At 62.6% G+C, this 17,850-nt stretch carries 15 protein-coding genes, 5 tRNA genes and 1 riboswitch; of the genes, 5 read left to right on the plus strand and 15 right to left on the minus strand.

Annotated elements, in window-relative coordinates; genetic code table 11:
* Positions 1-20: 20 nt before the first annotated feature.
* From ABIE20_RS19330 to ABIE20_RS19370, 9 genes are all read right to left on the minus strand, one after another.
* Positions 21-851: a heme/hemin ABC transporter substrate-binding protein gene (locus ABIE20_RS19330; protein ID WP_429506631.1), complete on the minus strand. Its 831-nt coding sequence runs from the start codon at positions 849-851 to the stop codon at positions 21-23.
* On the minus strand, positions 848-1,768 hold the full coding sequence (locus tag ABIE20_RS19335; RefSeq protein ID WP_429506633.1) for a ChuX/HutX family heme-like substrate-binding protein: 921 nt from the start codon (positions 1,766-1,768) through the stop codon (positions 848-850). Before ABIE20_RS19335 ends, ABIE20_RS19330 begins: the two co-directional genes overlap by 4 nt.
* Positions 1,769-1,793: 25 nt before the next feature.
* Positions 1,794-2,714, minus strand: a complete 921-nt coding sequence (locus ABIE20_RS19340; RefSeq protein WP_429506635.1) for a ChaN family lipoprotein — start codon at positions 2,712-2,714, stop codon at positions 1,794-1,796.
* Positions 2,715-2,725: 11 nt separating this feature from the next.
* On the minus strand, positions 2,726-5,137 hold the full coding sequence (locus ABIE20_RS19345) for a TonB-dependent receptor domain-containing protein (RefSeq protein ID WP_429506636.1): 2,412 nt from the start codon (positions 5,135-5,137) through the stop codon (positions 2,726-2,728).
* Positions 5,138-5,347: 210 nt separating this feature from the next.
* Positions 5,348-5,432: transfer RNA gene (locus ABIE20_RS19350), tRNA-Leu, on the minus strand.
* Positions 5,433-5,485: 53 nt separating this feature from the next.
* A tRNA-His gene (locus ABIE20_RS19355) sits at positions 5,486-5,561 on the minus strand.
* Positions 5,562-5,644: 83 nt separating this feature from the next.
* A tRNA-Leu gene (locus ABIE20_RS19360) sits at positions 5,645-5,729 on the minus strand.
* A 53-nt stretch (positions 5,730-5,782) separates the two neighbouring features.
* Positions 5,783-5,858 (minus strand) — tRNA-His (locus tag ABIE20_RS19365).
* Positions 5,859-5,899: 41 nt separating this feature from the next.
* Positions 5,900-5,976, minus strand: a tRNA-Arg gene (locus tag ABIE20_RS19370).
* A gap of 285 nt (positions 5,977-6,261) precedes the next feature.
* Between ABIE20_RS19370 and folD the strand changes: the two genes are divergently transcribed.
* The gene (folD, locus tag ABIE20_RS19375; protein WP_115087907.1) at positions 6,262-7,116 is read left to right on the plus strand and encodes a bifunctional methylenetetrahydrofolate dehydrogenase/methenyltetrahydrofolate cyclohydrolase FolD; all 855 of its coding nucleotides are present in this window, start codon (positions 6,262-6,264) and stop codon (positions 7,114-7,116) included.
* Between the two features lie 61 nt (positions 7,117-7,177).
* On the opposite strand, the gene ABIE20_RS19380 is transcribed toward folD, so the two are convergent.
* The 6 genes from ABIE20_RS19380 to ABIE20_RS19405 are packed head-to-tail and all read right to left on the minus strand — an operon-like array spanning position 7,178 to position 13,112.
* Positions 7,178-8,917, minus strand: coding sequence for a carbohydrate ABC transporter substrate-binding protein (locus ABIE20_RS19380; RefSeq protein WP_429506637.1), 1,740 nt, complete (start codon positions 8,915-8,917; stop codon positions 7,178-7,180).
* 50 nt (positions 8,918-8,967) lie between these two features.
* A complete protein-coding gene (locus ABIE20_RS19385; RefSeq protein ID WP_429506639.1) occupies positions 8,968-9,240 on the minus strand; it encodes a DUF2160 domain-containing protein in 273 nt (90 codons plus the stop codon).
* Positions 9,241-9,250: 10 nt separating this feature from the next.
* Positions 9,251-10,051: a carbohydrate ABC transporter permease gene (locus ABIE20_RS19390; RefSeq protein WP_010224614.1), complete on the minus strand. Its 801-nt coding sequence runs from the start codon at positions 10,049-10,051 to the stop codon at positions 9,251-9,253.
* Between the two features lie 9 nt (positions 10,052-10,060).
* Positions 10,061-10,924 (minus strand): carbohydrate ABC transporter permease, encoded by an 864-nt coding sequence (locus tag ABIE20_RS19395; RefSeq protein WP_045202147.1) that lies wholly within the window; start codon positions 10,922-10,924, stop codon positions 10,061-10,063.
* On the minus strand, positions 10,921-12,018 hold the full coding sequence (locus ABIE20_RS19400) for an ABC transporter ATP-binding protein (protein ID WP_429506640.1): 1,098 nt from the start codon (positions 12,016-12,018) through the stop codon (positions 10,921-10,923). The genes ABIE20_RS19395 and ABIE20_RS19400 overlap by 4 nt, the downstream gene beginning before the upstream one ends.
* Positions 12,018-13,112: an ABC transporter ATP-binding protein gene (locus ABIE20_RS19405; RefSeq protein ID WP_429506641.1), complete on the minus strand. Its 1,095-nt coding sequence runs from the start codon at positions 13,110-13,112 to the stop codon at positions 12,018-12,020. Before ABIE20_RS19405 ends, ABIE20_RS19400 begins: the two co-directional genes overlap by 1 nt.
* A gap of 244 nt (positions 13,113-13,356) precedes the next feature.
* On the opposite strand from ABIE20_RS19405, the gene ABIE20_RS19410 reads away from it, so the two are divergent.
* From ABIE20_RS19410 to ctlX, 4 genes are all read left to right on the plus strand, one after another.
* On the plus strand, positions 13,357-15,162 hold the full coding sequence (locus tag ABIE20_RS19410) for a sigma-54-dependent Fis family transcriptional regulator (RefSeq protein WP_429506643.1): 1,806 nt from the start codon (positions 13,357-13,359) through the stop codon (positions 15,160-15,162).
* Between the two features lie 5 nt (positions 15,163-15,167).
* Positions 15,168-15,371: riboswitch (cobalamin riboswitch) on the plus strand.
* Between the two features lie 106 nt (positions 15,372-15,477).
* Positions 15,478-15,864, plus strand: coding sequence for a (2Fe-2S) ferredoxin domain-containing protein (locus ABIE20_RS19415; RefSeq protein ID WP_123568263.1), 387 nt, complete (start codon positions 15,478-15,480; stop codon positions 15,862-15,864).
* Positions 15,861-16,793, plus strand: a complete 933-nt coding sequence (locus tag ABIE20_RS19420) for an ABC transporter substrate-binding protein (RefSeq protein WP_429506645.1) — start codon at positions 15,861-15,863, stop codon at positions 16,791-16,793. The genes ABIE20_RS19415 and ABIE20_RS19420 overlap by 4 nt, the downstream gene beginning before the upstream one ends.
* Positions 16,794-16,926: 133 nt before the next feature.
* Entirely contained in the window at positions 16,927-17,844 is a 918-nt protein-coding gene (gene ctlX / locus ABIE20_RS19425) for a citrulline utilization hydrolase CtlX (RefSeq protein WP_429506647.1), read from the plus strand.
* The last annotated feature ends 6 nt before the right edge of the window (positions 17,845-17,850 follow it).

Raw genomic sequence — 17,850 nt, forward strand, 5'->3', positions numbered from 1 at the left:
CGAGACATTCCTAGCGCCCCTCATGGAAACAGCGCCCCAGCATCCTGGCGCAACTGCAGCATGGCCTGAACCGTGCGCGGCCCGAGGTTGAGCAGCGCCTGGTCATCAACCTGCACCAACCGCCGCCGCTGTCCAGCCGGGGTGTGCGTCAGGCCACCCAGCTTCCACAGGTTGTCTTCACCGCCCAACGCCGCCAAGCCGGCCTTGCTGACAATGACAAAGTCCGGCGCCAGCGACACCATGGCCTCGCCCGCCACTTGCTTGTAGGCATTGAAGGTTGCGCAGTTTTCGATCCCGGCCTGCTCCAGTGCCGCCTGAGCCTCGGTGCCGCGCCCCATGATCAGCGGGGTCATGCCTGCGTGGTTGAAAATGAACAAGGCCTTCGGCCCTTTCAATGCCGGTTGTTTTGCCAGTTGCGCAAGCAGCCGGCGCTGTTCGTCGAGCAGCGGTTGCGCCCGTGCCTGACGATCCATGGCCGCCGCGACCTGCTCAATCTTCGCAGGGATATCAGCAATGTTTTTGCCGCGGGCAATGCTCAGGACCTCAAGCCCCAGGCCGTTCAACTGGCGCAACACGATGGCCGGACGGGCTGCATCGCTGATCAGCAGCCGTTGCGGCTTGAGCGCCAACACGCCTTCTGCCGAAAGCTGGCGCAAGTAACCCACCGAGGGCAGGCTGGCGATGGCTTGCGGATAACGACTGGAATCATCGCGGCCGACAAGGCGCGAAGTGCCATCCAGGCGATCGACAATTTCCGCCAGGTCGTTGCCGATCACCAGAGTGTCGGCGGTTTCGGCCTGTACGGTCATGACCGCGCAGGCCGCCAGTACGCCAAGGAGCCAAGCCTTCATCGCGCTGCCTCCAGGGCATCCAGCCATTCGCGCCAGGCCGACTGCTCAGGCTGCCCCGCCGGGCGACGGGCAAAGACCTGGACGATCAGGCGCTCTTCGGCGTCAAAAAACTCAAGGCTGGTGACACCGCCAACCTGGTTCGGCTTGTAAACACGCCAGATCTGCGCATCCGGCGCATCAGCGATCCAGAAGCGGGTCGGCGCCGCCTGTTCACTGGCGGGCATGTCGAACACAAGCTCGACCCCCGCCTCGCTCATGCCCGTCAACAGGCCGGTAAAGATCTGCACGCTACCGGCGCTGTAGACAAACAGCATCAGCTCCAGCGCGCTGGCGGCCAGTTCACGGAACATCGCCACCGGGCTGGCCTGCGAAAGTTGCCGGGCAAATTCCGGGGCCACCAGGGCGTTACCTTCGTAACGGCTCAGGCCGTGGCGCTTGAGCAGGGCAAAGTGCTCATGGACGTTGGCCATCGCCGCCCATTCCTCAACAAGGCCGGGCACCTGCAGATCACGCTTGCTCAAAGCAGACGGCTCGCTGAAGACAGCCGGCTTGTCGATGCACCGCTCATACAGTCCTGCCCAGCCGGCCATGGACGATTGCCCGGTCGAGGCCAGGCGCAGCAGTACTTTGCCGTGGCGATCGAAGACACTCAGGTTGTAGTCACCAGCATCATGAACCATGCCGATCCAGTACCAGGCGCGCAGGTTCAAGCGCAGGTCCAGGCCGTCCTCGCCGATCACCAGCCCCGCTTCGCTGATATCGTCGGACTGCGGATAACGCCCCGGCTGTTCGATCGTGGCATGGGTCGCCGGTGTACAGGTGCGCACCTGGCCCAAGGTATGCAGTTGTGCGGCCAGCTCCACGGCAGGCAGGTCCAGACACCGAGGGTTGAACCCGGCGATAGTCAATTCAGTCATGGATAAATTCCTTGTAGTGAAAGGTTCAATGGGCTGGCTGGTCGCAACCGCCAGCGTCGACCACCAGGGCGGCACCCTCGGCATCCTCGGTCGGTAGCATCCAGACGTAGTCGGCGTCGCGGGCGCTCAGGCGATGATCCTGCTCAGCGATCACCAGCACTTTCAGCCCCGGGTCGTTCGCACCCCACCCCAGGTATTGCGGGGCGCCGAGGCTTTTCAGCGTGTGCAGCACGCCCGCAAATAGCAGTCGCGGCACCTGGGCGTTATCGAGCACCTGTGCCATGCGCTGATCACGGGCGTGCTGGATAGCGAGCATTGCATTCATGCGCGCGGCATCGATCTGCCCGCAGTGCATCTCGTTGATGTGCTGGCGCTGGCGAGCGGTAATCGCGGGCGACGGGAACAGGCCGTCGGGGTTGGCTGGCGCTGCCGCCATCAGGCGCTTGAGCTCGGCGCCCGAGAGGTTGCCGGCCAGCAGTACCGGCGGCGCCGGCATCAACGCCGCCATCAGGGTGCCGTACTGCTCCCAGCTCCAGCGCGGGTCCCAATGGATGACCTGTTGCAGGCGCTGGCTACGCACCTGGTTGCCCTGGCCCAGCCAGGCCTGGACTTCGGCGACCGGGCGCTGCTGGTCGCTGTCGAGCATCTCCAGGACCACCGCGCCCTGGGGTCGGCGCTTGGCCAGGTGGGTCGCCAGCCATTGCTCGATCAGATGATGGGCGAAGTTGTCGTGCACTTCGCCGACCATCACCGTGCGCGCTGGCGCCAGCTCATCGAGCAGTTGCGTCGGCGAAACCTGCTTGCCGCTGCTCAACTCGATGATCGCGCCCCATTCGGGAATATGGCTTTCGACCCGGGTGTAGGCACTGTCGGCCACCGGCGCATTGACGTTGGCACAACCGACGAGCAGCGCCAGCCCTGCCCCTATAAAGGAAGACTTGAACATATAGGGTCCTGTCAGTATTCGAGGGTGAAGCCGAACGAGGTGGTGCGCCCGCGGCCATTGCCCTGGTCCATCACCGCTGACATCAGGTAGTCCACCGAAGCGCTGTTGTTGTAGACCTTGTTGCCGACGTTCTCAACGTTGAAAAACAGGCTCAGGTTGTCCTGTACCCGGTAACTGCCATACAGGTCCCAGATCACCCCGGTGGAGTTGGATTTTTTCGTCTCATACCAGTCCCAGCTGGTTTCCGACGGGCCGGCGTACTCGCCGCGGGCGCCCAGCACCAGGCGTTCGTCAAACCAGCGGGTGCCAAGGTCGAGGGTCCAGAAACGGTCCGGCTGGCTGTTGATGTCTTCCAGTTCGATGCCGGAGGTGGTCGGCGACTTGGTCGTGGCCTTGGTCCATGACAGGTTGGCGTAGAAGAAACCAGCGTCGTAGCGCCCTTCCACCTCGTAGCCGCTCATGCGCACTTCTTCCGGCCAGTTGACCCAGTTCATCTTCGCCGACTCTTCGCCGTCATCATCGAGGATGTCGAACGACTGCGGGGTGATGTAGCCATCGATCTTGCTGATGAAGCGGTTGATCTTCAGTTGCCCGTAGTCATCGTTGCTGAACAGCCCGGCGCGGGTGAAATTGACCCCGAACTCGTAGTTGGTCGAACGTTCCTGACGCAGGAACGGGTTGGCGCCGACGCCATCGGCGTCGCTGGCGTCAGCCTCGAGCGGCACTTTCTCGAAGAACATTTCCTGCACCCGCGGCGCCCGCGAGGTGCGCGACCAACTGCTGTAGAGCTGCATCCAGTCATAAGGCTTGACTGCAAAGCCCACCCGCGGGTTGAAGCTGTGTTCACGACGGGTGATATCCACGTCACCGCCATCGATGCCGCGGCACTGGCCGATGATCGAGCACTTGGGCACATGGCCGCTGACCTTGTAACCGTCGTAGTGGCCGGCCAGGGTCAGGGCATAGATGTCGTAGTTGAACTCCAGGGTGCTGAACAGGCTATGGGTGGCCTGCTTGCCTTCGGGGTTGGCGCCGCGTTTTTCCGGGGTCTGGGCAACGAAGTCGTCGGTGTAGTAGCGCGCGCCATTGCTCCAGCTCGCCTCCACCGGCCCAAGGTTGAAACGGCTGACGTTGGTCAGGTCAAAACCGTGGGCGTCGTCGCGGGTCTTGCGGCCAATATAGTGGGACTCTTCTACCGGCGGGTACTCAAGCTCGGTCTTGTTCTGGTAGGCATTGACCGTAAGGTTGATCCATTCGCTGTAGGGCGTGTAGGCGTACTTGGCGCGATAGGTCTCGTTGTCCAATTGCCAGGGATAGTTGTGATAGAACTCGTTGCGGTACTTCACCCCGCTCAGGTCCAGGCGGTGCATGTCGTTGGGCTGCAGGCGCAGCTTGAGCAAGCCGGAGCGCGGGTTCTGCTTGGTGGTGTCGTATTCGTTGGACTGGCCGTTGGTGGTCTTGTACTCGCCGGTCTGGGTGCTGCTCACCGCAGCGACCAGGCCGTAGACGCCTTCGACGTCTTCCGGGCGGGTGCGGGCACCGGCGGCGAACATGCGGGTATTGCCGTAGCCATTGTTACCGGTGCGGTAGGTCGTGCGCAGGCCTACACGGTGGTCTGGCTTGACGATGTCATCGATATCGAAGGTACGAAAGTTCGCCGAGCCGCCCAGGGTGTTGGCACCTTCGGCGCCGTCCACCGAACCACGCTGTACATCGACCCCGGCCAGCAGGTTGGCGTCGACAAAAGCCATCGGCCCACCCGAGCCGTGGCCGGCGTTATTGCGAAAGGTCTGGGTGACGCCATCGATCATGGTGTTGACCCGGCCCAGGCCGGCCAGGCCACGAATGTTCACCGACACCCCCGGCTGGCTGCGCGAGTGCAAGGTGTAGGTACCGGGTATCGAGCGCACCACACTGTTGAGGTCCTGGCGCTCGGCATGCACTTCCCGGCTGCTCTGGATTGCCCCGGGCCGCTCGGCCAGGGCGCCGACCATGGTCGGGCCGACTTCAAGCGCGCTGTCGCTGCGTTCGTGCATGCGCAGCACGTAGGTGTGATCCTTGAGTCGCTCGACCCACAGGCCAGTGCCCATCAGCAGCAGATCGAAAGCTTCCTTGAGGGTGTAATCACCGTTCAGGCCCTGGGTGCTGCGGTTCTCGCTGAGTTGCGGATCGAAGGTGAGGATCACCCCGGTAGCGGTGGCCAACTGGTTCAAAGCCGGCGCCAGTTGCCCTGGCGCAATTTCATAATGCTTGCGCAGCGGCGCCTGCCGGGTCGCGCCTCTTTCAGCGGCATTGGCCAACGACCAGGCGCTACAGCCGCCCGCCAAAACCAGTGCGGTCAGCGCACTACAGGCAATCTTGCGTGCAGCGTTTTTGTTGTTTGGCTGCAGCCGCTGAACGGCGGCCGGCTGTGTGCTCTTCACGAGGCGCTCCCTTGCAGATTGAAATGATCTTGCAGGAGAGGTCACGCGAGGGAGACAAAAAGGGAAATGAAAATCAGTATTATCTGAAACTATCTTCTATTTGACCGAAAACGAACAGGCGAGAGTCAAACCCTAGAAACGAAAAAAGCCGCACAAGGCGGCTTTTTCGAGGTTTTCACGCGCTTCAGCGAAGGGCGGGAAAAGCATGGATGGTGCGGACGAAGAGACTCGAACTCTTACAGCTTGCGCCGCTGGAACCTAAATCCAGTGTGTCTACCAATTTCACCACGTCCGCATGAAGCATTTAAAACAAAGGCGCCGGATTTTCATCGGGCGCCTTTGAGAATATGGGGTGGACGATGGGAATCGAACCCACGACCACAGGAATCACAATCCTGCGCTCTACCAACTGAGCTACGTCCACCATATTGCATGTGCCGCTTTGCTTGTGTCAAAGCCGCTTTTGAAACATTCACGCGCTTCAGCGAAGTGCGGTGAAACGTTGGATGGTGCGGACGAAGAGACTCGAACTCTTACAGCTTGCGCCGCTGGAACCTAAATCCAGTGTGTCTACCAATTTCACCACGTCCGCGTGACGCTTTTAAAGCAAAGGCGCCAGACTTTCATCAGGCGCCTTTTGGAATATGGGGTGGACGATGGGAATCGAACCCACGACCACAGGAATCACAATCCTGCGCTCTACCAACTGAGCTACGTCCACCATATTGCAGTTACCGCTTTACTTGTGCCAAAGCTGCCGATTGGCGCACCCGGCAGGACTCGAACCTGCGACCATCCGCTTAGAAGGCGGATGCTCTATCCAGCTGAGCTACGGGCGCATATTTAATCTGCTTTCTGTTACGATTACAAATTAACTTTTAGCCGTACCGAACAAGCTAAAAAATCTGCTCATTCTGCCTGACCTTGCTAACCAGTGCTAGGCTCTGCCCGACAAGTGCGACGAATGTTATAGCCGAGCCTAAAGGTCGTCAACTCTTTTCTGAAAAAAATTCATTTTATTTAAGGGCTTAGGGCAATTGCCGGACCAAGCGCCTTTGCCCTCGGCCCCCTTCATGCGAGAATGCGCGCTCTTTTTATTCCCTCTCGATGGTTAATCACGCGTCATGACTGCACACCTTATCGACGGCAAGGCGATCGCCGCCAGCCTGCGCCAGCAGATCGCCCAACGTGTCGTGGAGCGTCGCCAGCAAGGCCTGCGTACGCCTGGCCTGGCGGTGATCCTGGTCGGCACCGACCCCGCCTCTCAAGTCTATGTCTCGCACAAGCGCAAGGATTGCGAAGAGGTCGGCTTTATCTCCCAGGCCTTCGACCTGCCCAGCGATACCACGCAGCAAGCCCTGACCGAGCTGATCGATCGCCTCAATGACGACCCGAACATCGACGGCATCCTCCTGCAGCTGCCACTGCCAGCGCATCTGGACGCCTCGCTGCTGCTCGAGCGCATTCGCCCCGACAAAGACGTCGATGGTTTCCATCCGTATAACGTCGGCCGCCTGGCCCAGCGTATCCCGCTGCTGCGCCCGTGCACGCCAAAAGGCATCATGACCCTGCTGGAAAGCACCGGTCAGGACCTGTACGGCATGAACGCGGTGGTCGTCGGCGCTTCCAACATCGTTGGCCGGCCGATGGCCATGGAACTGCTGCTGGCCGGTTGCACCGTGACCGTCACCCACCGCTTCACCAAGGACCTCGCCGGCCACGTCGGCCGCGCCGACCTGGTGGTGGTTGCCGCCGGCAAGCCGGGCCTGGTCAAGGGTGAGTGGATCAAGGAAGGCGCGATCGTCATCGACGTCGGCATCAACCGCCAGGAAGACGGCAAGCTGGTGGGCGACGTGGTCTACGAGACCGCCCTGCCCCGCGCCGGCTGGATCACCCCGGTACCGGGTGGCGTCGGTCCGATGACCCGCGCGTGCCTGCTGGAGAACACTTTGTATGCGGCCGAAGCGCTGCATAAGTAAGTGCTGATGGCGGGACAAAAAACGGCACCTGCGAAGGTGCCGTTTTTTTGTGCCTGTGTGGTTACTTGCGCGCAGCCTCCCAGGATTTGAGCAGTTCGCTGTAGCTCACGGTCTCGCCCTGGGGTTTCTCGTTGGCCAGTTTCGGCTTCGGCGCCCCTGGCTGGTCGAACCAGTACTGGGCATCTTTCTCGGGGTTGAGCTTCGGTGCACAAGTCGCCTGGGCCTTGGAGCGCTCCAGACGCTCGAGGATGCGGTCCTGATCCTTGGCCAGGCCATCCAGCGCCTCCTGCGGGGTTTTCTCGCCACTGGCCGCTTCGGCAATATGGCTCCACCACAGCTGTGCCAGGCGCGGGTAATCCGGTACGTTGGTGCCGGTCGGGGTCCATTGCACCCGCGCCGGGCTGCGGTAGAACTCCACCAGGCCGCCGAGCTTGGGCGCAAGCTCGGTCATGGCCTGGGAGTTGATGTCCGACTCGCGGATCGGCGTCAGGCCGACGATGGTCTTTTTCAGCGAGACGGTCTTGGAGGTGACGAACTGGGCGTAGAGCCAGGCCGCCAGGCGCTGTTTCTCCGGCGTCGACTTGAGGAAGGTCCAGGAGCCGGTGTCCTGATACCCCAGCTTCATGCCCTCCTCCCAATACGGCCCCTTGGGCGACGGCGCCATGCGCCACTTTGGCGTGCCGTCGGCGTTCATCACCGGCAGGCCCGGCTTGGTCATGTCGGCGGTAAAGGCGGTGTACCAGAAGATCTGCTGGGCGATGTTGCCCTGGGACGGCACCGGCCCGGACTCGGAGAAAGTCATGCCCTGGGCTTCGGGCGGCGCATAGGCACGCATCCAGTCGACGTACTTCTGCGTGGCATAGACCGCTGCCGGGCCGTTGGTGTCACCTCCACGGGTGACGCTGGAACCGACCGGGTGGCAGTCCTCGACGCGAATACCCCACTCATCCACCGGCAGACCATTGGGCAGGCCCTTGTCGCCGCCACCGGCCATTGAGAACCAGGCGTCGGTGAAACGCCAGCCCAGCGACGGGTCTTTCTTGCCGTAGTCCATGTGCCCGTAGACGCGCTTGCCGTCGATTTCCTTGACGTCCTCAGTGAAGAACTTGGCGATATCTTCATAGGCCGACCAGTTCACCGGCACGCCCAGCTCGTAGCCGTACTTTTCCTTGAACTTGGCCTTGAGGTCGGGGCGGTCGAACCAGTCGGCGCGGAACCAGTAGAGGTTGGCGAACTGCTGGTCAGGCAGTTGATAGATCTTGCCATCCGGCGCGGTGGTGAAGGAGATACCGATAAAGTCCTTGAGGTCCAGGGTTGGCGAGGTGTAGTCCTTGCCTTCGTTGGCCATCATGTCGGTGATCGATTCAGTCTTGCCATAGCGAAAGTGGGTACCGATCAGGTCGGAATCATTTACCCAACCGTCGTAAATGTTTTTGTCCGACTGCATCTGCGTCTGCAGTTTTTCCACCACGTCGCCTTCCTGCAGCAGGTCGTGGGTCAGCTTGATCCCGGTAATCTCACTGAAGGCCTTGGCCAGCACCTTGGATTCGTACTCATGGGTGGTAATGGTTTCCGACACCACGTTGATCTTCATGCCGCGAAACGGCTCGGACGCCTTGATGAACCACTTCAACTCTTCGAGCTGCTGCTCGGGGGTCAGGGTTGAAGGCTTGAACTCGCTGCCGATCCATTTCTTGGCGGCATCTTCGTAGGCATCGGCCCAGGCGCTGGCGTGAAAGCTGCCCAGCACCAGCAGGGCTGCCAGGGTCAAATGTCGCCGGTTCTTGTTGTTGTCGAACATTGTGATCTCCCGATTGAGTGTTTTCCCGGAGCCCTGCCGATTGCCCTCGGCTAACCCCAGCGCATCACCACCAACAGCCAGGCCAGGGACAGCAGCGAGGCTACCCACAGGTTCCAGTCGCTGAGCCCGCTTACCAGCAGGTGCAGGTAAGCGCTGCCCAGTAAAGCAATGAACAACCGGTCGCCACGGGTGGTGGCAATCGGCAGAAAGCCGCGACGCTCGACGCACGGCCGGCGCAGCTCATACACCGTCATGCCCAGCAGCAACAGGCCGATTGCGGCGAAGAAGATCGCCGTGGGCAGTGTCCAGGCCATCCAGTCCATGGCGCGCTCCTCAGACCCGGCCCAGGGCAAAGCCCTTGGCCACATGGTTACGGACAAACCAGATCACCAGCATGCCCGGCAGAATGGTCAGCACCCCGGCAGCCGCCAGCACGCCCCAGTCGATCCCCGAGGCCGACACCGTGCGGGTCATCACCGCAGCAATCGGCTTGGCGTTCACCGAGGTCAGGGTGCGCGCCAGCAGCAGTTCGACCCAGGAAAACATGAAACAGAAAAACGCCGTGACACCGATGCCGGAGCCAATCAGCGGGACAAAGATCTTCACGAAGAATCGCGGGAAGCTATAGCCATCGATGTAGGCAGTTTCGTCGATTTCCTTGGGCACCCCGGACATGAAGCCTTCGAGAATCCACACCGCCAGCGGCACGTTGAACAGGCAATGAGCCAGGGCCACGGCAATGTGTGTGTCGAACAGGCCGATGGACGAGTACAGCTGGAAAAACGGCAGCAGGAACACCGCCGGCGGCGCCATGCGGTTGGTCAGCAGCCAGAAGAACAGGTGCTTGTCGCCCAGAAACCGGTAGCGCGAAAAGGCATAGGCGGCCGGCAAGGCCACGCTCAGGGAGATAACCGTGTTCAGGCACACGTAGTACAGCGAGTTGATATAGCCGCTGTACCAGCTGGGGTCGGTGAAGATCACCCGGTAGTTGTCGAAGGTGAAGTTCTGCGGCCACAGGGTCAGGCCGCCGAGGATCTCGGTATTGCTCTTGAACGACATGTTCAGCAGCCAGTAGATCGGCACCAGCAGGAACAGGATGTACAGCAGCAACGGCAGCGTCTTGCGCAGGTTCATGGGCGGCCCCTACTGTTTGTCGGCGTGAGTCATGGCGGTATAGAACAGCCACGACACCAGCAGGATGATCAGGAAGTACACCAGCGAAAACGCCGCCGCAGGCCCCAGGTCGAACTGCCCCACCGCCATCTGCGTCAGGGTCTGGCTGAGGAAGGTGGTGGCATTGCCCGGCCCGCCACCGGTGAGCACGAACGGCTCGGTGTAGATCATGAAGCTGTCCATGAAGCGCAGCATCACCGCGATCAGCAGCACGTTCTTCATCTTCGGTAACTGAATATGCCGGAACACTGCCCAGGCCGAAGCGCGGTCGATGCGCGCTGCCTGGTAATAGACATCGGGGATCGCCCGCAGACCGGAGTAACACAGCAGCGCCACCAGCGAGGTCCAGTGCCAGACGTCCATCACCAGCACCGTGACCCAGGCGTCCATGGTGTTGGCGGCGTAGTTGTAACTGATGCCCAGCTGGTTGAGCGAAGCGCCCAGCAGGCCAATGTCGGCACGGCCGAAAATCTGCCAGATGGTGCCGACCACGTTCCACGGAATCAGCAGCGGAATGGCCATGACGATCAGGCACAGGGACGACCAGCGGCCCTTGGTCGGCATGGTCAGGGCGATGGCGATCCCCAGGGGGATTTCGATCAGCAGCACGCAGGCCGAATAGATGAACTGGCGCAGCAGCGAGTCGTGCAGGCGCGGGTCCTGCAGCACCTGGCGGTACCAGTCGGCGCCGACGAAGTAACGGCTGGACTGGTCGAAAATGTCCTGCACCGAGTAATTGACCACGGTCATCATCGGCACCACAGCGCTGAACGCCACCAGCAGGAACACCGGCAGCACCAGCCACCAGGCCTTGTTGTTGGGCACCTTGTTCATGGCCGCGCCTCCAGCAGTACGTCATCGGCATAGAGCATCAGCCACTGCGCCGGAAAACTGATCCAGGCCTGGCCCTCGGGCAGCGTACGATCCTCGCCCAGGCGTACCTTGAGCGGCACGCCCTGCAGGTCGAGGCTGAGAATCTTGTAGGTGCCCAGGTCTTCGACATCCACCACCCTGGCGCTGAAGCCTTCATCGAACGGAGTGTCCCAGACCTGGACGAACTCCGGGCGGATACCCACCTGCAAGCGCGTGGCGTTGCTCGCGGCCAGGCGCTCCTGCAACTCCAGCGGCAACGCCAGGTGGATGCCGGCAAAGCCGACGCCACCAGGCTGCACCTGTACCGGGATCAGGTTCATCCCCGGGCTGCCGATGAAATAACCGACGAAGGTATGGCGCGGGCGTTCGAACAGCTCGCGCGGGGTGCCGAACTGGACGATCTGCCCGCCATACATCACCGCAATCTTGTCAGCGAAGGTCGACGCTTCGAGCTGATCGTGGGTGACGTAGATCATGGTGATGTTGAACTGTTCATGGATCTGCTTGAGCTTGCGCCGCAGCTTCCACTTAAGATGCGGGTCGATCACCGTCAGCGGCTCGTCGAAAAGGATTGCCGAAACGTCGTCGCGCACCAGCCCGCGGCCCATGGAGACCTTCTGCTTTTCATCGGCGCTGAGGTTGCGGGCCTTTTTCTTCAGCAGGCTGCCGAGGTCGAGCACCTCGGCGATCTCGGCCACCTTCCTGGCAATGCGCGCTTCATCCAGGCCCTGGTTGCGCAGCGGGAAGGCCAGGTTGTCGAACACCGTCATGGTGTCGTAGACCACCGGAAACTGAAACACCTGGGCGATATTGCGCGCCTGCGGCGACAGTTCGTTGACCACTTTGCCATCGAACAGTACCTGGCCCTGGGACGGACTGAGCAGCCCGGAAATGATATTGAGCAAGGTCGACTTGCCGCACCCCGACGGCCCGAGCAAGGCATACGCACCGCCCTGCTCCCAGACATGCTCAAGCTCACGCAAGGCGTAGTCGTCCGCACCTTGAGGGGCACGGCTGTAGCTATGGGCCAGGTGCTGCAGGCGGATCTCGGCCATCAGGCGACCCTCGTTTCACGCAAGCCCGGGGCCTGCACCAGCTGCCCGGCGGGGTCGAAGACGAACAGCTTGTGGGTGGGGATGAACACCCGGATCGGCGCATCGACGTGGTACTCGTGCACCCCCGGCAAGTGCAGGACCAGGCGAAAGTGCTCGTTGCGCACATGCAGGAAGGTTTCCGAGCCGCTGATTTCCGCCAGTTCCACCAGCACCGCCAGCTCCAGGTCATCGTCGTTGGACGGCACCAGGCTGATATGACTGGGGCGTACGCCGAAGCGGTAGTCGCCATCGCCGATGCGGCGCAGGTCGGCGTTCATGGCAAAATGTACGGCACCGGCAAAACTCACTTCATTGCCGCTGATACGCCCGGGTATCAGGTTGATCGGCGGCTCGGAAAACAGCTCGGCCGCCAGCACCGTGCGCGGTTGGTGATAGACCTGGGCAGTGGGCCCGCTCTGGACGATGCGCCCTTCATGGAGAATGGTGGTGGTGCCGCCCAGGGCCAGGGCCTCGTTGGGTTCGGTGGTGGCATACACGGCAATGCAATGGCGCGCGGCGAACAGCTCGCGCATCTCCTGGCGCAGCTCTTCGCGCAGTTTGTAGTCGAGGTTCACCAGCGGTTCGTCGAACAGGATCAGCTCGGCATCCTTGACCAGCGCCCGGGCCATGGCCGTGCGTTGCTGCTGGCCGCCCGACAGTTCCAGCGGCAAGCGCTGCAGGTACGGCTCGATACGCAGCATCTTTGCGGTCTGCTGGACTTTCTCGCGGACCAGCTCCTCGGCCATGCGCGCCTGGCGCAAGGGCGAGGCGATGTTCTCGAACACGCTCAGGGTCGGGTAATTGATGAACTGCTGATAGACCATCGACACATTGCGCCGGCGCACCGGGCGGCCGGTGACATCCTCGCCATTCATCAGCACCCGGCCACGGTCCGGCCGATCGAGCCCGGCCATCAACCGCATAAGGCTGGTCTTGCCGGCCAGGGTGCGGCCGAGCAGCACATTGAACGAGCCAGGTTCGAAGCTCAGGCAGGCGTCGTCGATGCACACCTGGTTATCCACGGTACGGCTGACATGCTCGAGCGTGAGCGACATGGCGCGGCCTTCTTGTTGTTATCGGACAGGCGCCTGCTGTAGAGCGAGATTCATGCCAGCGCTAACCAAGCCATTGTCTGTAAACGACTTTCAGCCGATTGCAGGTTTGCCGAGGTTCACTCCTGAACAGAAATGAACAGCCTTCGCTGCACAGTTGAACAGCCGCGGCATTGACAATGAACAGGACTGAACAACACTGGATCACACAAAAACAACAACACTGCCGCCGGCAGAGGACGGGCCCATGGCCGCATCCACCAGCGCCCATGCGCATCTGATCCAGGCGTCCTGGCAGCGCTGCCGCGCCTACGGCCTGGACCACCAGTCGCAACCGCAGTTTGGCGAAGCATCCGCCGCCCAGGTCAGCGAACTGCTCGAGCGCGAGCATGCACTGCTGGACACCACCCGCGACGAAGTGCTGCCGCAGTACGCACACCTGCTGGGCAACTCCAGCTACTTGATCATGCTCAGCGACCATCTGGGCCAGCTGCTCGATGCCTGGGGCACGCGGCGCTTTATCGACCCGCGCCAACGCCACGGCTTTGTCGCCGGCGCTTGCTGGCGGGAGCAAGGGGTGGGCACCAATGCCATTGGCACCGCCCTGGCCACCGGCGAGGCGGTGCATATCAGCCAGGACGAGCACTTCCTCAAGCTCAACCGCTTCATGGCCAGCGCCGCTGCTCCCTTGTTCGATGCCGAGCGCCAGCTGATCGGCGTGCTCGATGTTTCCAGCGACAGCTACCTGCCTACGGCGCAAACCCAGGGCCTGGTACGGATGATGAGCCAGAGCCTGGAGAACCGCCTGATCCTGGCGCGCTTTGCCGGGGATTACCGGCAACTGAGCTTCAATACCGGCGCCAACAACCTCGACAGCCAATGGGCCGGGCTGCTGCTGTTCGATGACCAGGGGCGGGTAATGGCGGCCAATCGCCGGGCCGACAGTTTGCTCGGCCAGAACCCGTTGCAACTGAACCTTGAGCAGTTGTTCAGGACTCCCCTGGCGCAGCTGTTGGCCCACGGCGCGGACCAGCCGTTTGCGCTACAGGTGACCGGGCGCAACCGCTTCCACTGTCTGTTGCATGCGGCCACAGCCCCAGCCGCCCCGCTCAGCCGCCCGCAAGCGGGCTGCGACCCGCGTATCGACAAGGCTCTGCGCCAGGCCGGGTTGCTGCTGGAAAAAGACATCCCGCTGTTGATCGAAGGCGAAACCGGCGCCGGCAAAGAGGTCTTTGTCACCGCCCTGCACCGCGCCAGCAGCCGCGCCGCGCAGCCATTGATTGCGGTGAACTGCGCGGCGATTCCGGCCGAGCTGGTCGAGTCGGAGCTGTTCGGCTATGAAAAAGGCGCGTTCACCGGCGCCCACCACAAGGGCAACATCGGCCTGATCCGCAAGGCCGACCGGGGCATTTTGTTTCTCGACGAAATCGGCGACATGCCGCTGCCCACCCAGGCACGCCTGCTGCGCTTTCTGCAAACCCGCAGCATTCAACCACTGGGCAGCGGCGAACCGACGCCGGTGGATATCCGCGTGGTCTCGGCGACCAACCACAACCTCGCCGAACAGGTACGGCTGGGCCACTTTCGCCAGGACCTGTATTACCGCATCGCAGGCTTGAGCCTGAAGCTGCCACCGCTGCGCGAGCGTAGCGACCGCCTGGCCCTGATCGAACAGCTCCACCAGCAGTACCGCGAACCGGGGGCACCGACGCAATTGCCCGGCAAAGTGCTGGAGCTGCTGCTCCAGCATCCCTGGCCGGGCAACCTGCGACAACTGGCCAGCGTGCTGCAGGTGGCATTGGCTCTGGCCGGCGAACGACCGATTGCCATGGAGCACCTGCCAGACAGTTTCTTTGCCGACCTGCCTGAGGCCAAGCCCGCCGCGCCAGTGCTGGCCACGCCGGCAAACACTGACGATCTCGGCCAGCGCCTGCGTGCCCTCAATGGCAATATCTCGGCCCTGGCCCGGGTCCTCGGCATCAGCCGCACCACCCTGTACAAGCGCCTGCACACCCAGGGCCATGCCGGCACAGTTGACGAACGCCTGGGCTGATGGTCAGATGCCTGCCAGTTTCAGGTGCCTGCCGCCGCCGTGCGTCAGGTGAAACGGGAAGCCGGTGCGTCGTTATCGACCAGTCCGGCGCTGCCCCCGCAACGGTAAGCGAGTGAAGCATTCAACACGCCACTGTGCCCACAGGAATGGGAAGGCGAATGACTTTACGCCTCGCAAGCCCGGAGACCGGCCTGAAGCCCCACGACTGCATGCAGTCAATTAGGCAAACCTGCGGAGGGCGGGCACGAGCCGGCTGCCTGGCGCGTGTTGGCCGGGGCCCTCCTGTGCGCTTCGCGAATATTTTTCGAGAAGTCCATGACAGCAACAACCCCCAAGCGACGCCGCGGCCGCCTCGCCGAAGAGCAAATCCAGAGCAAGCCGGAGTGGTCGCAAATCCCCGAGCATACCCGCCATGTGATGCTCTGCACCGGCCCGCGCTGCGTACAACGCGGTGCCCTGCCACTGTGGAAAGTCCTGCGCCGCGAGCTGCTGGTGGCCAACCGCATCGAAACCACTGACGGCGTGCTGCTGACCCGCAGCCATTGCCAGTTCCCGTGCAACCTTGGCCCGGTGTTGACGGTGTATCCGGACCGCTGCTGGTACCGGGTGGCCAGCGCCGAAGACGCCCAGCGCCTGGTGCGCGTGCACCTGATCGACGGCCAGCCGGTGCCCGAGCTGCTGCTCAACGGCCAGGGCTCATGAAGTGGATCGGCGCCAGCCTGCTGGCCCTTTTAAGTAGCAGCGCAGTGGCCCTGGACTATCAGAACTGCGGACACACCTGGCAACTGCCACAGGAGCGCCCGCAACGCATCCTGGCCCTCAACCAGCACGCCGCCGACCTGTTGCTGGCCCTGGACGCCGGCCCGGCGCTGGCCGCCGTCAGCTATATAGATGATGACGCCCAGGCGCTGACCAGCGGACGCTATCGCGGCGTCCCCCTGCTGTCGCGTCGCTACCCGGCAACCGAGGTGGTCTATGCCCAAGGTTACGACCTGCTGGTCGGCGGCTTTGCCAGCGCCTTTCGTGACCGCGACGGGGTCGCGCCGCGCACCACCCTGCAGGCCAACGGCATCGCCAGCTACCTGCTGGAAAACGCCTGCGCGCCAGCGCCGGAAAACGGCTTTGCCGCCATTGAACAAGACCTGCGCAGCCTCGGCCACCTGTTGCAGCGCGAGGCCCGGGCCAGCCAGTTGATCACCCGCCAGCGCCAGAACCTGGCCGCCGCCAAAACCATCGCCGGGCACAGCCCGCCGCTGTCGGTGTTCTACCTCGACAGCGAGGTCAACGGCCTGCAAAGCGAAGGCAAGCGCGGTTTCATCACCCAGTTGATCGACGCAGCAGGCGGTCGCAACCTGTACGCCGAGATCGAGCTGAACCGGGTCACGGTCGATGCCGAGCGCTTGCTGCGCGCCGATCCTGACGTGATCATCCTTGCCGATGCGGTGTGGTCGCCGGCCGCCGGCAAGCGCGCCTACCTGCGCCAGCACCCGGCGCTTTCGCACCTGCGCGCGGTGCGCGACGACCGCCTGATCGACCTGCCCTTCAGCCATATCGTGCCCGGCGAACACAGCGCCCGTACCGCCCTGACCCTGGCGCGCCAACTGCGCGCCTTGAAGCAACAGCGGCCTTGACCCGTCGCAGCAGAATCCGTTGCCAAACCCACTATTTCAGCTTTACCGGCTGAGCACCCAATGCGCTTCAGCCGGGATTTATCGTTGATCACGTCGACAATAAGCACACAGCCAACCCCGGATGCGTGCCTCGATGCAAACAACAAATACAGTCTTGATGATCCGCCCGGCGCGGTTCGCCTTCAACCCGGACACCGCCCTCAACAACCGTTTCCAGCAAGCCCTGCTCAACCCGCAGCAGGCACAGCAGAAAGCGCTGGAAGAGTTCGATGGCTATGTCGATACCCTGCGCCAGCACGGTGTCGAAGTGCTGGTGGTGCAGGACACCCCGGCGCCGCACACCCCTGATTCGATCTTCCCCAACAACTGGTGGAGCAGCCACGCCGACGGCAGCCTGGTGCTCTACCCGATGGAAGGCCAGAACCGCCGCCTGGAGCGCAGCAAAGGTGTGCTCAAGGTCCTTGAGGAGCGCTTCGCCGTCCGTCAGACCATCGATCTGAGCCCCCTGGAACAGCAGAGTATGTATCTGGAAGGGACCGGCAGCATGGTCCTCGATCGCGAGCACCGGATCAGCTACGCCTGCCACTCCGGGCGCACCCACACCCAGGCCCTGCGCCTGTTCGCCGAACAGCTCGATTATCGCCTGTGCCTGTTCCACGCCGTCGACCGCCACCAGGCACCGATCTATCACAGCAACGTGATGATGAGCGTCGGCCGCGGGCTCTCGGTGGTCTGCCTGCAGGCGCTGCCCGAGGCCGATGAGCGTCGCGCCCTGGAGCATTCGCTGCGCGACACCGGCAAGGACATCCTGACCCTGGACTTCGACCAGCTCGAAGGTTTTGCCGGCAACATGCTTGAAGTCCACGACAAGCAAGGCCAGCCACTGCTGGTGATGTCACGCAGCGCCTGGCGCTCGCTCAACCCCGAACAACGCCGGCAGGTCGAGCAGCACAGCCACCCGGTGGTGGTGAACATCGACCATATCGAGCGCATCGGCGGCGGCAGCGCCCGCTGCATGCTCGCCGAAGTGCACCTGCCCGTCCGTCACTGATTACAA

The sequence above is a fragment of the Pseudomonas sp. 2835 genome, assembly GCF_050435905.1.
In the GTDB taxonomy this organism is placed as follows: Bacteria; Pseudomonadota; Gammaproteobacteria; order Pseudomonadales; family Pseudomonadaceae; genus Aquipseudomonas.

What these genes read in the sequence shown, in the direction of transcription:
- ABIE20_RS19390 (WP_010224614.1), bottom strand. Translation starts at nt 10,051, where the DNA reads ATGAACCTGCGCAAGACGCTGCCGTTGCTGCTGTACATCCTGTTCCTG.
- ABIE20_RS19410 (WP_429506643.1), top strand. Translation starts at nt 13,357, where the DNA reads ATGGCCGCATCCACCAGCGCCCATGCGCATCTGATCCAGGCGTCCTGG.
- ABIE20_RS19340 (WP_429506635.1), bottom strand. Translation starts at nt 2,714, where the DNA reads ATGTTCAAGTCTTCCTTTATAGGGGCAGGGCTGGCGCTGCTCGTCGGT.
- ABIE20_RS19330 (WP_429506631.1), bottom strand. Translation starts at nt 851, where the DNA reads ATGAAGGCTTGGCTCCTTGGCGTACTGGCGGCCTGCGCGGTCATGACC.
- ctlX (WP_429506647.1), top strand. Translation starts at nt 16,927, where the DNA reads ATGCAAACAACAAATACAGTCTTGATGATCCGCCCGGCGCGGTTCGCC.
- folD (WP_115087907.1), top strand. Translation starts at nt 6,262, where the DNA reads ATGACTGCACACCTTATCGACGGCAAGGCGATCGCCGCCAGCCTGCGC.
- ABIE20_RS19335 (WP_429506633.1), bottom strand. Translation starts at nt 1,768, where the DNA reads ATGACTGAATTGACTATCGCCGGGTTCAACCCTCGGTGTCTGGACCTG.
- ABIE20_RS19420 (WP_429506645.1), top strand. Translation starts at nt 15,861, where the DNA reads ATGAAGTGGATCGGCGCCAGCCTGCTGGCCCTTTTAAGTAGCAGCGCA.
- ABIE20_RS19405 (WP_429506641.1), bottom strand. Translation starts at nt 13,112, where the DNA reads ATGTCGCTCACGCTCGAGCATGTCAGCCGTACCGTGGATAACCAGGTG.
- ABIE20_RS19395 (WP_045202147.1), bottom strand. Translation starts at nt 10,924, where the DNA reads ATGAACAAGGTGCCCAACAACAAGGCCTGGTGGCTGGTGCTGCCGGTG.
- ABIE20_RS19415 (WP_123568263.1), top strand. Translation starts at nt 15,478, where the DNA reads ATGACAGCAACAACCCCCAAGCGACGCCGCGGCCGCCTCGCCGAAGAG.
- ABIE20_RS19385 (WP_429506639.1), bottom strand. Translation starts at nt 9,240, where the DNA reads ATGGACTGGATGGCCTGGACACTGCCCACGGCGATCTTCTTCGCCGCA.
- ABIE20_RS19380 (WP_429506637.1), bottom strand. Translation starts at nt 8,917, where the DNA reads ATGTTCGACAACAACAAGAACCGGCGACATTTGACCCTGGCAGCCCTG.
- ABIE20_RS19400 (WP_429506640.1), bottom strand. Translation starts at nt 12,018, where the DNA reads ATGGCCGAGATCCGCCTGCAGCACCTGGCCCATAGCTACAGCCGTGCC.